The 13,646-nt window shown below is 38.4% G+C and carries 14 protein-coding genes and 1 pseudogene; 7 read left to right on the top strand and 8 right to left on the bottom strand.

Translation table 11 applies throughout. The features are described 5' to 3' along the window. Positions 1 to 5 precede the first annotated feature (5 nt). Complete coding sequence (locus OK025_RS19605) at positions 6 to 836, bottom strand: hypothetical protein (RefSeq protein WP_317666339.1); 831 nt, start codon at positions 834 to 836, stop codon at positions 6 to 8. 107 nt (positions 837 to 943) lie between these two features. On the opposite strand from OK025_RS19605, the gene OK025_RS19600 reads away from it, so the two are divergent. After that, positions 944 to 1,459, top strand: coding sequence for a hypothetical protein (locus tag OK025_RS19600; RefSeq protein ID WP_317666338.1), 516 nt, complete (start codon positions 944 to 946; stop codon positions 1,457 to 1,459). Between the two features lie 21 nt (positions 1,460 to 1,480). Then, positions 1,481 to 1,873, top strand: coding sequence for a DUF2809 domain-containing protein (locus tag OK025_RS26830; protein ID WP_411567677.1), 393 nt, complete (start codon positions 1,481 to 1,483; stop codon positions 1,871 to 1,873). A gap of 2 nt (positions 1,874 to 1,875) precedes the next feature. On the opposite strand, the gene OK025_RS19595 is transcribed toward OK025_RS26830, so the two are convergent. Then, on the bottom strand, positions 1,876 to 2,301 hold the full coding sequence (locus OK025_RS19595; protein WP_317666337.1) for a VOC family protein: 426 nt from the start codon (positions 2,299 to 2,301) through the stop codon (positions 1,876 to 1,878). Positions 2,302 to 2,654: 353 nt separating this feature from the next. Here OK025_RS19595 and OK025_RS19590 point away from each other — a divergent pair, with 353 nt between their 5' ends. Continuing rightward, positions 2,655 to 3,680, top strand: a complete 1,026-nt coding sequence (locus OK025_RS19590; protein WP_317666336.1) for a threonine aldolase family protein — start codon at positions 2,655 to 2,657, stop codon at positions 3,678 to 3,680. Positions 3,681 to 3,774: 94 nt separating this feature from the next. On the opposite strand, the gene OK025_RS19585 is transcribed toward OK025_RS19590, so the two are convergent. From OK025_RS19585 to OK025_RS19570, 4 genes are all read right to left on the bottom strand, one after another. Continuing rightward, a complete protein-coding gene (locus OK025_RS19585; protein WP_201668290.1) occupies positions 3,775 to 4,491 on the bottom strand; it encodes an MIP family channel protein in 717 nt (238 codons plus the stop codon). Between the two features lie 127 nt (positions 4,492 to 4,618). Beyond that, positions 4,619 to 6,799 carry a DUF4838 domain-containing protein gene (locus OK025_RS19580; RefSeq protein WP_317666333.1) on the bottom strand — a complete coding sequence of 727 codons (2,181 nt, stop codon included), beginning with the start codon at positions 6,797 to 6,799 and terminating at the stop codon, positions 4,619 to 4,621. Positions 6,800 to 7,021: 222 nt separating this feature from the next. Beyond that, on the bottom strand, positions 7,022 to 7,402 hold the full coding sequence (locus OK025_RS19575) for a response regulator transcription factor (RefSeq protein ID WP_317666332.1): 381 nt from the start codon (positions 7,400 to 7,402) through the stop codon (positions 7,022 to 7,024). Between the two features lie 167 nt (positions 7,403 to 7,569). After that, positions 7,570 to 8,649, bottom strand: coding sequence for a nitronate monooxygenase (locus OK025_RS19570; RefSeq protein ID WP_317666331.1), 1,080 nt, complete (start codon positions 8,647 to 8,649; stop codon positions 7,570 to 7,572). A 178-nt stretch (positions 8,650 to 8,827) separates the two neighbouring features. Here OK025_RS19570 and OK025_RS19565 point away from each other — a divergent pair, with 178 nt between their 5' ends. From OK025_RS19565 to OK025_RS19555, 3 genes and pseudogenes are all read left to right on the top strand, one after another. After that, a complete protein-coding gene (locus tag OK025_RS19565; protein WP_317666329.1) occupies positions 8,828 to 9,820 on the top strand; it encodes a 2-hydroxyacid dehydrogenase in 993 nt (330 codons plus the stop codon). Between the two features lie 151 nt (positions 9,821 to 9,971). Continuing rightward, a pseudogene (locus OK025_RS19560) lies at positions 9,972 to 10,232 on the top strand (EamA family transporter); the annotation flags it as partial. Further along, a complete protein-coding gene (locus OK025_RS19555) occupies positions 10,209 to 10,766 on the top strand; it encodes a DMT family transporter (RefSeq protein ID WP_317669778.1) in 558 nt (185 codons plus the stop codon). The pseudogene OK025_RS19560 and the gene OK025_RS19555, both read left to right, overlap by 24 nt. Before the next feature lie 4 nt (positions 10,767 to 10,770). On the opposite strand, the gene OK025_RS19550 is transcribed toward OK025_RS19555, so the two are convergent. Further along, positions 10,771 to 11,109, bottom strand: coding sequence for a winged helix-turn-helix transcriptional regulator (locus tag OK025_RS19550; RefSeq protein ID WP_083663640.1), 339 nt, complete (start codon positions 11,107 to 11,109; stop codon positions 10,771 to 10,773). Between the two features lie 118 nt (positions 11,110 to 11,227). Between OK025_RS19550 and OK025_RS19545 the strand changes: the two genes are divergently transcribed. Then, entirely contained in the window at positions 11,228 to 12,631 is a 1,404-nt protein-coding gene (locus OK025_RS19545) for an MFS transporter (protein ID WP_317666327.1), read from the top strand. Between the two features lie 59 nt (positions 12,632 to 12,690). On the opposite strand, the gene OK025_RS19540 is transcribed toward OK025_RS19545, so the two are convergent. Continuing rightward, entirely contained in the window at positions 12,691 to 13,638 is a 948-nt protein-coding gene (locus tag OK025_RS19540) for a hypothetical protein (RefSeq protein ID WP_317666325.1), read from the bottom strand. Positions 13,639 to 13,646 lie beyond the last annotated feature (8 nt).

Raw genomic sequence — 13,646 nt, 5'->3', positions numbered from 1 at the left:
CATCCTTATGAACGATATATCAAATTTGTAATTCTCAATAAAATTAAACCAAGAAACAATGCAGCAACAATACAAAGTATTGTGACTAATGTATTCCTTCCATTGTCTGCAAAAAAATAGATGGATAGTCCAGCCAATATACATGGAATACCAATAACAATAAGCTTGACCCAATATATTCGGTCTTCTTCCCTACGGATAATTTTTGTTTCAACTGCGGCTAAAACGTCCGGTCTATTCTTTCTAAAATATTCGAGAATAATTTCGATTTCGTCTGAACGCAATTCACGAGGACGTACGATCTGCTGCTGCAAGGCAATAAGTAAAGTATTTCCATCTCGCTGAGCTGAAATAATTGCTGACATTGGAAAGCGCTTTTTATACCCCATAGGGTTCATTGCATAGCCTTTGTAGTCACTGTTATCTGGACTTAAACATACAAAATACTCCGAACCCATTGCGAAGATCACATCGGTATGCTGCTGTTGGGTTTCTTTCCATATAACGATAGCAGGCTTAATGGCTGCAAGCAATAGACATTGAAAAATAAATATACCAAAAGACAAGCTGAATATCCACGACAAAGAAAATGAAAGGATTAAAAAAGCGATGATAAACCAGAGGACATTTGACCAAAAATCAATTTTCCGCTCGATTAAATAGAAAGCAATGACGCAGATTATTGGCGCAATGCTGGCTTTCCAATCCCAAAATATACTTACAATTCCGAGTATTGAAAATAGCCCATAATTCAACAGTTGAAAATATGCTGACTTCCGCTGAAAATTAGTTCTTTTAATTTCAATGATATTTTCCGATGTGTTCTTTTTTTCCAATGGATCCTCTAATAAAATAACAAAATCTCTTTTGCTAAGATAGCGCTGATTGCATAAATATAAATATCTTTACTAAAATAAAAACGTGTAAAATAGAAGTCACCACTATGGATACCTTTCAATTTAAATCACATAATGTTAAAAAGGGCTTGATCTTTGGATGTGGTTACCTAATTGTTATTTTTATCCTATGCTGTTTAATTTTTGGCGGCATAAATGGATTAGCTGATGCCGTAAACAATTTTGGTTCGGCAAAAGGTCTTGGGATATTGGTTGCTGTCGTCGTAATTGGTCCCCTAGTCATATTATTGCAATTCATCAATCCCAAGATAGAAATACAAGTTGATAAAAATAACTTATCCATTAAACAACCGAGAAAGGAGAACAAAATTATTCCGTTAGAAGTAATTCATTCCATGGAAATAAATCGTTCCTTGGTCAACCAACTTCAACTATTCGACCAGAATAGAAAACTACTTACCACTATTCACCCTCAAAACGATATGAATGTTATTTTCTCCATTGCAAATATAATCGCGCAACATGGTGGATTTACACAGAAAAAAGGGACCAAAAAGATCTTTGGTAATCCCGTTGAAACGATCTCCTATTTTAGGCAATAACACTGTAGCGCATTCGTTTCGATGAAACCAAAAATACACTATCTACTTCGCGTTGCTTTAACCATCTTCATGGGTTTGTTGTCACGGAAAATATCCGCCATTCCTACCATTACCGGCGATGTACTTTATGCGGTTATGATTTATTGGTTGTCACGTTTTTTATTTACGAGGAAATCGTTATTATTTTCTTTTACGACGACACTTATATTTTGTTTTGCCATCGAATTTTTACAGCTTGTACAACATCCTTTACTTATATGGATAAGAAACAATCCGCTTTTGCGGCTCGTGTTTGGACAGGGCTTTTTATGGTCGGATCTTGTGGCTTACTGCCTGGGAACCGTCGGAGCTGCATGCATTGATTATCTTAATTATCAAATGTTAAAGACAGACCCTACGTTACCAACTAAATAGACCTACTTCGTGGTTTTGGCCCCCAAATCGATGCCCATCTTTTCATAAGCAAGATCATTGGGCTGCCAAAGCTCTATTTTGTTTCCTTCAATATCCATGATATGAGCAAATTTGCCGTAGTCAAAGGATTCGATCGTATCAAGTACGGTAACGCCCTCCTTCTTCAATTCTTCTATTAAAAGCTCAATATTGGCTACCCGATAATTGATCATAAAATCTTTTTCCGAAGGGCCAAAATAGGAAGTGCTCTCTTTAAAAGGGCTCCATTGCGTAAAACCCTTTTTCGTACTGTCAGCTCCCTGATACCACTCAAATACAGCGCCGTAAGAATTTGTAGCCAGTCCCAAATGATCGGCATACCAAGCTCTAACTTTTTTAGGATCTTTACATTTGAAGAAAATTCCACCTATACCGGTTACTCTTTTCAACTCGGTGGATTGATATGAATGGCTCAAGTTATTAAAAGCTTACCCCATTCCAAATGCCAGCAAAATACTTGCAACAAATACGACTCTTTTCATAATTTAATAAGGACAAATCAGTTATTCTGCCTTCTCTCCCGAATTTAATCATTAGTTTTGACAAAACATTTACGGCGCTTCAGAAAACATTCTTATCCTACAACAGCAGTACTTAAAACGCATAGCTTTTGTCCTAAATTTTTCTAGATTAAGATTGTTAAAAAATGAGACTGTATGTATACATTTGACCTACACAAGACTCGAACGTCCTACCCTAGGAAAAGATTTTAATAAAGCATCCGCATTAAATAGATAAATTTATGTACAACTTTAAAAATGACTATTCAGAAGGGGCACATCCCCGCATTTTAGATAAGCTTATTGAAACGAATCTGATACAGCAATTAGGCTATGGAGAGGATGACTATTCCAAAGAAGCCAAATCGATTTTGAAGAAAAAGATAGCGAATCAGCAAGCCGTTATCCACTTTTTATCTGGGGGCACACAAACAAATCTTCTTGTCATATCTTTTCTTTTACGTATCCATGAAGCAGTGATCAGTGCAAAAACAGGGCATATATCTGCAAATGAAACTGGTGCTATAGAAGCAACTGGACATAAAGTCATTACCGTTGAAACGTCTGATGGGAAATTGACACCTAACGATATTAGTACGATACTCAGGGAACATGCTTTGGCGCCACATGTGGTAAAACCAAGAATAGTTTATATTTCTAATTCCACTGAAATCGGCACAATATATTCTTTGGCAGAGTTGGAAGCGCTATATGTGTGCTGTCAGCAGCAACAACTGTTACTTTATTTGGATGGCGCACGCTTGGGCCATGCTTTGACCGCGGAAAACAACGATTTAACCTTTGCAGCTATTGCTAGGTATACTGACGTTTTCTACATTGGCGGAACAAAAAATGGAGCTCTTCTGGGTGAGGCAGTTGTGTTTAACCGTCCCGAATTAGCCGTAGATTTTGACTATGCGATTAAGCAGAAAGGCGCCTTGCTCGCCAAAGGCAGAGTACTTTCAATTCAATTTCTAATGCTATTTCAGGATGATTTGTATCTTGAGCTGGCATTAAGAGCTAATTCGCTTGCGATGCGTATGGCGAAGGCCATCAAAGACAAAGGATATTCCTTTCTAACGGAATCAACCACCAATCAGATTTTTCCCATTTTACCTAAATCGCTCATCGAAGCATTGCTTATAAATTATCAATTTTATATATGGAAGGATATCGATTCAGATTATGCAGCGGTTCGTTTGATCACGTCCTGGGCTACGGACGAGAAACAGGTTACTAACTTTATAAATGATATACTGAATTCCTAGGGATTGTTCCGCCCTAGCCAATAAATCTTATATAAACAAAAGCGCCCAATAGGTAATATTTTACGTATTGGGCGGATCTTATAAAATTGAAAAACTAGTCTTTAGGTTCAAGGGCTTTCCATACCCCTGCTGCTACAGCTGCCCCTACTAATGGAGCTACAATAAAGAGCCAAAGCTGCGATAAAGCCTGACCGCCGGCCAGAATCGCTGGCCCAAATGAACGAGCAGGATTAACCGATGTACCTGTTACGGGAATAGCAACCAAATGGATCAAAAGAAGCGTAAAGCCGATTGCAAGCCCAGCCATTGTGCTGTTTCCTACCTTCGAAGTTGTTGCCAGTATCACAAACAGAAAAATGAAGGTTAACACGGCTTCAATCAAAAAGGCGGAAGCAGTACCATACTCGTTTTGATATCCTTTACCCCAACCGTTTGAGCCATACGCCCACTCTCCTGCCGTAAATCCGGCCAATTGCCCACTTAAAATCTGCTGAAGGACAAATGCCCCCAAAAGTGCACCAATAAATTGAGCAACAATGTAGACAACCGCATCCTTGGCAGACATTCTACCTGCCAATAACACACCAACAGTCACCGCAGGATTGATATGACAGCCTGAAATTCCACCGATCGCGTATGCAAATACCACCACTGAAAGTCCGAAGGCGACAGCAATACCCAAAAGACCAAGACCAGAAAGCCCAGCTGTGGTATTGGCTCCTGCAATAGCGGCCGCACCGCAACCAAAAAGTACCAAACCAAATGTTCCAATTAGTTCGGCGATAAATTTTGAAGATGTTTTAATTTCCATATGAATCTGTTTATAAATTAGTTAACTCTAATTTAATCATTTTCCATATAAAATTATACTGCTAAATAAATTATTGTAGAACAATATCCACACCGCTTTAAAACCAACGTTAATAAGCTTTTCTATGTTAATTTAACCAGATTTCATCACAGGCTATAAGAGGCTTTCGCTTAGGATGATACCGCCATTCGGGTAGTTTTACCAGAGGTGAAGCATAAACTCGGATCACTTTAACACTGTCATTTAATAATACTTGATAAGGTATCTTGTCCAAGGTGTAATCCTCCTCAACGGATTTAAGCTTACTGAGAAATACATCTTGGAAATCTTTTCCATTCTTAGATACCGAAATTCGAATTTCTTTTGGTGGAAATATCCAATGTCGGGCATCCTTTAGAAAATTAAGTGTTATGGTATCTATTCGCCTTTCCTGTTCAAAATCAAAAGTAATATCCATCGGCTCCCCGTTCCATAGCAACCAATTATAGCTATAATCCATATAGCCCGGCACACTATCTGTAAGTGTTTTTAGTCCATTGGCAGGGAAAGAAGGATCAAATGCATATCTCAACTTAATATTTGCTTCAGAGGCCTTATTTGCTCTAACGCCGGCTTTAAATATTTCGGACCACTCCTTTGCATAACTATCGGGTGATGCACCAGCTTCGGCAAGCTCTATAACGCCCAATTTTTTTGCATCTTCAACAAATTGTGTTACTTTACGACTTACCTTTGGTCTCACAACCCAACGCTCCCCCTCTTGTTCAAATATACCATGTTGATGCGGTCCATAGAATCTTGCTTGTTGCAAATAGGTATAATCCAACCCAAGTCCAATACGCCTGACACGGGATTCCAATAAAGGATTACCTTCACTGGCTATTTCCGCTTTTTCTAATAATGTACTATACTTATCCATGGCCTCTGGACTTAAAAAGTCATGCCTGTTATCAATCGGGTTTCCGTAAATAGATAAAGCTGATGAAGGCCCAGGCAAGTGATTTCTTCTTTCAGCAAGGTATGCTTTAATAAAGGGTGCAGCCTTGCCATAATAGCCCTCGATAAATTCGTTGGTTAGCTGTTCTTCTGAAAGCGTCGTATCCCAGGCGAGGTTAGCCAATATATAGGCATTTAGCTCGGCCATATCACTATAAGTCGCTCCTCCACCTTGCAAAAAGACCCCTTCGACACCTTGCGTTTTCAGATATTGTAGACTTTCCTGCATGGTTCCTTGGATTGGAAATGGCGCAAGATAATTGGTGAACTGTGTCAGATAATCCCATACAAATACATGCTTGGTTTTAGCTTTCCAAGCGCCTAATTGTCTACGAAAAGTTGCTGCTGATGGTTCACTTCCAATGTCATTTTTTCTAAAAGCATCAATATTACTTAATATAACAGAAACATTATCGGCAACCCTGAGGTGTGTTGGGGCATTTGCTGATTCTAAATACGCCAGTGTTGTAAATTTTTTGTCGGGAAATTGTGCGGCCACTCTATTCACAAAGTGAATCAGTGAACCTTGCGCTCCACCTTCCCGCTTATCAATAGCCTGACAACGATCGCAAGTACAGCTTCCGATATCGTCATTGGCCGCGATAGACCAATAAGTAGCTGTGGGATTTTCGCTTATCCTACGCTTGAAATAAGCTACGGTAAGCTTAAAAACGTCCTCATTAGATAGACAAAGTTGAATAGGTTGGCGTTTACCATCATACAGGGAGTAATACTCCGGATGTTCTTTAAAATAAACTGATGGTGGCAATATTTTACTGAAAGTGTGCCCCCAATCTCCCCAGCGTTCTTCCAAATTATGTAAACCATACCAATCCATATACTCCTGATCTAATTCAACAGGGAAATAAACCTCTCTAAACTGAAAATTTGGTTTGGAATAAATCTTCAGATCTGAATCCACTGCCAGGAATGTCAATTTTGGAACATGTGTATTTTCTTTACCTACATACCACTTTCGTCCACCAATAATATCCCTGACATAACGATATGCCGCAAATAGTACACCTTTACCACTTCCCTTGATATAAATATTCTTTCCTACAGCTTGTATAGAGTAACTGTCTTCGGGAAACGTATTAGTTATGGAGCTTTTTTCCAAAATAATGGCATGTGTGACTTCACCTTTAGCTTGTATTGCAAAATCTACGCCTGTACTTTCTTTTGTAAAAGTGTTTATCACTGCAGCCGCTTTTTGTAAAACAGGATCATTTGCATCCGCTTGAATGACATAGTCCGTTTTCCCTTGATCAACCAATGTAATCCTTTCTTTACCCTGAACTATCGTTACCATTGACAATAGACATAACATAAACTTCCACATCATTTTAAAAATATTTCCTTAATGATAGATTTAGGTCATACTGATTCATAAATCTATTTTCAGCAACTTTGTAATAGCTCCAACCGCCCATCAGTGTAAACCCCCAGTTGTCTATACGATGTTGCCATCAAGATAGACCAGCCCCCACCCTCGAAAAATGATCAAATGACATGGATTACATGTCCAAATTTACTAAGCATGACCTATTCTTAATCGTACACGAGATATCAGTTCTGACGGAGAAATAGGCTTTTTAATATAATCATTGGCTCCGACTTCAAAGCCTTCCACAATACTATTATCGTCACGGTAACCAGAAATAATAATAACAGGCACCTGATTATTCGTATTGCTTTTTCGAATGCAATTGATTATTTCGTAACCATTGGCAAAAGGTAATGCGATATCTGTTATGACCAAATCAATAGTTTCGTCAGAAACCAACGAGAGCGCTTCTTTGCCAGATTTGGCAAGCAATAGGTCATAGCCCTCCCTTACAAGAACAAATTGCATTGTGCTTAATAGAATCTCATTATCTTCGATAACAAGAATTCTCTTTTTTTCGTTCCCCATAGCGATAAAATTTTAGTTTTTCACGGTGAAACAAAGTTTCAAAAAAAAAAGAGAATTCGTTGTAGATTAACCACTACAACGTCATTTAAATTATTTAAACACAGATTTTAGTTATTAGTTCTAATTAAAATGACAGTATGTTGACAGGCGACAAGTTCATATTATTATTAAACAACTAAACTAGTATGCAAATTTTCAAATTCTCGGATTAACATTTGAATTATATCTGCTGTCGAAAGTTCACTGTATGAATGGATCGATTGCCCTGCCCAAATATTTACAAAATCGACATTTTTATTGGCCTTGGCTATTCTTCGTAATTCCCCGGTGAGTTTATTTTGATAGGGATATGGTAAGATGTATTGCGACTTGTCCAAAGCTTCAATAAATGTATTCTTTATACCTCTGGCATAGCGCCCTGAAAAACTCCTTGTCAAGACAATATCTGATTCCTGAACATGAGAAAGACGCGCTTTCTCAAAGTCCAGCAGTGCGCTTTCTTTAGATTTGAGCAATAAACTACCAATCTGAAAACCATTGGCACCTAATAGCTTTGCAGAATGGATCGTGCTTGCATTATATAATCCACCGGCATAAATAAGCGGAGCGTTTACATGCTCTTTCACCTGTGGTAGCAGAGAAAATCCGCCAATCTCAGGAACAGGCGCCTCCTCAAAACTTCCACGATGTCCCCCAGCCTCTAATCCCTGTACACAGATCACATCAATACCAGCTTCTTCCAGAGCAATTGCTTCTGCCACTGAAGTGCATGTACCAATAATTATCACATCATTGTCTTTCAACCGTTTTATACTATGTGGATCCAGATTTCCAAAAGTAAAACTCACAACTTTACACTGTTGGGTTATGATCGCGTCAATTTGTTCCCTATAATCTGTAATATGGATGCTGTCGAGCTCTGGTAAAGCTACTTCTAAGCCATGTTGCAGGGCTAACTGTTCCACAAAAACCTTTGTTTCATTATATGCTATCCTCAAATTCACCGAAACTTCAGGAACATGATTTACAAAAATATTGACTGCAAAAGGCTTCTTTACATGTGCAGCGGTTGAACGAATAAGCTCACTACAGCGTTCTGCTGGTAGATCACCCAACGATAAGGACCCGAGCGCCCCTGCACGTGATGCTGCAATGACCATTTCTGGTGTGGTAACACCAAACATGGGTGCCTGGATAATCGGATAATCAATACCTATTAATTGTGTAATTTGATTTGACCATTTCATATCGGAAGTAATTAATATGCTTAAGATTCAACTATACTAGTTTTCATGTGATTGTTCTAATTTAAGCTATTTTAAAGCAAATTATACTATAATAATAGAAAATCATCCCGCATTGCGGTTCCAAATAAGCAATTTATACCGTATATTTATGCGATACTATTACGTAACAAACAATTTTATGAAAATCGCTTTCTTTTCGACAAAACCATACGACAAATTATTTTTTGAGCAAGAAAATAGCACCTATGGCTTTCAGTTTAATTTTTATGAAACGCACTTAGGCCCGCACATTGTCAATGCGATTGAAGATGAGAAGGTAGTCTGTGCATTTGTCAATGATAAACTCAACCGGCAAGTGATCGAAGTACTTGCTCAAAAAGGAGTTGAGCTGATCGCCTTGCGTTGCGCTGGATTTAATAACGTTGATCTGGAAGCGGCCAGGGAATTTGGTATAAAAGTTTGTCGAGTGCCCGCCTATTCCCCTGAAGCGGTAGCTGAACACACCATGGCCATGTTATTGACATTGAATCGTAAAACACATAAAGCCTATAATCGCGTACGGGAGCAAAATTTTGCATTGAATGGACTTTTGGGATTTAACCTGCATCAGAAAACAATTGGTGTTATCGGAACAGGAAAAATAGGTAAAGCCTTTATCAAAATCGCATTGGGATTTGGGGCAAATGTAATTGCCTATGATTTATACCCAGACCAGCAGCTTGCAGCACAAGGTGTCAATTACAGATCGTTGGATGAAGTCTTTGAAGAATCAGATATCATTTCTCTTCATTGCCCACTTACTCCCGAGAACCATTATCTTATTAATAAGGAGTCATTGGATAAGATGAAAAATGGGGTAACAATTATTAATACAAGCAGAGGCAATCTAATCCATACCAGTGATGCTATTAAAGCGCTTAAAGAACGGAAAATTGGCTTATTAGGTATTGACGTTTATGAACAAGAAGAAAAGTTGTTTTTTAAAGACTTATCGACCACAATAATTGAAGATGAAACAATACAATTATTGATGAGCTATCCGAATGTTTTGGTTACGGCGCACCAAGCTTTTTTTACAACAGAAGCATTAACAGAAATTTCTCAAAGAACGCTTCGGAGCATCTCCGACCTATCAACTAAAGGGATCACTGACGCAGAGGTTTTGCTATAGCAAGACTTCGTATCAAATTTAGTTCGGATAAAACAATGAAAAACCATGTTTTGAAAGGATTCCTCTTGGCAATCGGGGCGGCTATTCTTTGGGGGTATCGGGTACTTTTGGCCAATTTCTTTTTCAGAAAAGGGCAGTTAACGTAGAATGGCTTATTACGGTACGAATGCTTGTAACAGGTATTGTATTATTGCTTTTGGCCGGAATACACAAGAAAAATGAGATTTGGCAGATTTGGCGTCATCGTAAAGATAGTTTAGCACTTTTTCTATTCAGTATTTTCGGTGTATTAGCCGTCCAATATACTTATTTTGCCGCCATAAATTATTCCAACGCTGCTACCGCAACAGTACTACAATATACTGGTCCGGTCCTGATCGCAATCTACATGGCGTTGAACAAGAGAAAATTCCCTTCGAAAGTTGCCTGCCTGGCCATACTTTTAGCTATACTGGGCACATTTCTTTTAGTCACACATGGGAATTTTGGTTCTCTCTCGATTTCTCCGCTCGCATTATTTTTTGGTTTAATGTCGGCTGTTACGCTTGCTTTTTATACACTACAACCTATACACTTGTTAAACAAGTATAATGCGGCAATCGTTATCGGTTGGGGTATGCTATTGGGAGGTTTCGTTTTTTGCTTTGTCAAACCTCCTTGGGAGGTTGATGGAATCTGGGATATATATACCTATAGCTACACTGCTTTTATTGTAGTCTTCGGCACACTAATCCCTTTTTATGCTTATCTAACAGCTGTTAAGCTTATTGGTGGACAAAAGACAAGTCTTCTGGCTTCTGCCGAGCCTCTATCGGCAGCCCTATTAGCTGTCTTGTGGTTAAATACGCCATTTAGAGAAACAGACTGGATAGGAACTTTTTTTATCATCGGTACAATTGTCTTATTGGGCATCAGCAAAAATGAGGAGCGAGAAGGGATAAGCTAAACGCCTACCCCCTTTCGCGTTTGTAATCTGACCACCACTCATCAAGTCTTTCAATGACCGGCAGTAAAGTTTTACCTAATTCGCTAAGTTTATATTCCACGCGTGGTGGCGATTCAGCGTAAATCTGTCTACATAAAATACCATCGCGTTCGAGCTCACGGAGCTGAACAGTCAATGTCGTCTGCGCCAGATCTTCCATTTCCCGTCGTAGCTCACCAAATCTTTTGGGGCATTGTTTCGCAACAGCCTTAATGAGCAAAACTTTCCATTTTCCACCTATTATCTTAAAAATTCCATTGACATCACAGCAGGCGCCAAAATTTTCACTTTTTTTTTCATTCATAATCACCTCATACTGACCATTAGTTCATAAAAACATACCAAGTACATAATTTATAACTACTTGATTGTAGAAAATATCCACGCTATTTTTAACCATAAAATTATTAAAAACTTTCTATATGCGCTTTCAAATTAAAGATTTACTTCATATTTTCCTCCTTTCAACTGGTATATTTCTATTTGTCATAGATCTCTTTATTATTAATGTTTCCCTTCCCACAATTCAACATGGACTACATCTACGAGACAGTGATACGCAATGGATTATCATACTTTATATTATTGGGTATGCAAGTCTTCTAATCAATGCTGGGAATGCCGGAAATCATTATGGAAAGAAGAAATTATATTTAATTGGGATGGCATTTTTTACTGTAGCCTCCCTTTTATGTGGCCTAGCAAATAATCTTTACATTTTATTGGCTGGAAGATTGATCCAGGGGATTAGCTCTGGCCTTATGGTTCCACAGGGCATCGCATTGATCACCTTACTTTTTGAAAATCCCGAGAAGCGGTCGATGGCTTTGGGCATCTATGGAAGTATAGCAGGTATTGCCTCAGTAATAGGTCAATTGTTAGGCGGAATTCTTCCGGATCAGACGTGGATACATGAAAGTTGGCGTCTTATTTTTTTAATCAATGTTCCCATTGGGGTACTTGCCTACTTTGCTGTCTATCGCTATACATTCAATGATCAGGTTACTGGAAAATCTAAGATATCTTTTATCCCTATGATAACATTGTTTATGCTTTTAATGGGAATAATTTTCCCTTTAATCATGGGACCTGAGTTGAAATGGCCACGCTGGTCATTACTGCTATTGGGAACAGCAATTGTTCTTGTCTTGTTGTTTCTAAAAAAACAACGTAAATTAGAACAAACGGGCCGTTCTAGTCTACTCAATTTCTCCTTATTTAATAATCGGGTTTTCAATTTAGGCCTTCTAGCCGCTTTAGCCTATTATATGGTCCAAGATGCATATTTTATTATCAACTCCAATTACCTTCAAAATCAAAAGAATTATACGGCAACAATGACAGGAATTGCCTTTGTTTTTCAGGGTATTGGTTACGTATTGGCAAGTGTTATTGTGAGCAAGTTAATACAGCGCCACGGAAAGACCATTGTCCTATATGGATTAGGAATAATGATTTTGGGTTTGCTGTCTCATCTTTTCGTTTTCAATACGATGATCATAGATAGCAATCAAATACATGCGCTCTTCTTTTTTTATGGTATTGGCTGCGGTAGTGTATTGCCGGCATTAATGACACTAGCATTAAAAGACCTTAACGAAAAACTAATCTCTGTAGGATCTGCCATCTATCTCACAGTACAACAACTATCTATATGCTTAGGAATCGCATTTATTGTCGGGGTATTCCTTCACGGGAAAGGGACTAAATTTCTTATTTGGCAGAATATCTCATCGGCCTATGGCTATTCGATCGCACTATCGGTCATATTACTCTTATTTGTCGTATATTCAATAGCTTATTTACCTTCAAAAAAGGTAAAATAGCACTTAAATTGGTTCAGCATTGCAATGGGGCTTTATAACAGCCGGATGAATTAAGGCAGCTAATCTGCTTCCTTATATTTGTTTACTAAAGCATAATCATAAGGAATGGACATACTCAGCGGGCCGGCTTCCCATAAGTCTGAACCGCTGGGCAAATAGAAATCATAGGCATTACGCAGGAAATTCTCCCCATTGGGAGCTTCTTGCCAGCTTTTCTTCTCCCTATTGTAAAGTAATATCATACAACTCACGCAAGTACCCTTATCTTTTATGGTCGAATTTTCATAGCACTTCCCTATTTTTAAAGTTAATTTTTGCTGAATAATAACATCAGTCAACCGACCATTTGTAAGGTGAATTAGAGCGATCTGTGCATCTTCATCCGTTGGTGAATGTTTTGCTGCTTTCAATTGATCGAACTGAGCCCGATGTATTCGCGCTATTTCGGCCTGCCTCACATCCAATGGTAAGAGATTTGTATCTACGGGATGGAGGTCTTCAACATCACCCACCCGGGTGATACCAGCACTTAATATAATACTTTGTTTGGATGTATCAGTATCAGCGGCAGCTGAGCCTTCATTTTTATCGAATAGCTGCGTAAGTTCTGAGATATGATGCCCTATTTGATTAAAACCCACAACATAATTTAAGATAACGAAAGCCAACAGGGCAAGGACAGAAAAGATAAAAAGTGCCTTCCAAATACTCGTTCGGCCACGTTCATTTGTTTCTACTTCCAAAAAAGTAAATCCTTTGTGATCTGCTTCCTGCGAATCGCCGCGATGCTCAACCAATTCATAATCAAACAAAAACAGGTCTTTACCATCAAAAAGATCAATATGGTCTTCTTTAAACATCTCCACAATATCCCGGGCAGTTTTATACTTTACATTTGCCTGGGTGGCAATCAGATCAATAGCAGCATTTACATCACCCTGTTTAATGAATTCACGAATAGTTGCTTTATCAATTTCGATCGTATTAACGATAATATTCTTGGTCATACCTTTTA

Source organism: Sphingobacterium sp. UGAL515B_05 (assembly GCF_033097525.1).
Lineage (GTDB): Bacteria > Bacteroidota > Bacteroidia > Sphingobacteriales > Sphingobacteriaceae > Sphingobacterium.
Note: the sequence above shows the minus strand (reverse complement) of the source record. Positions and strands in the feature narration are given on the sequence as shown.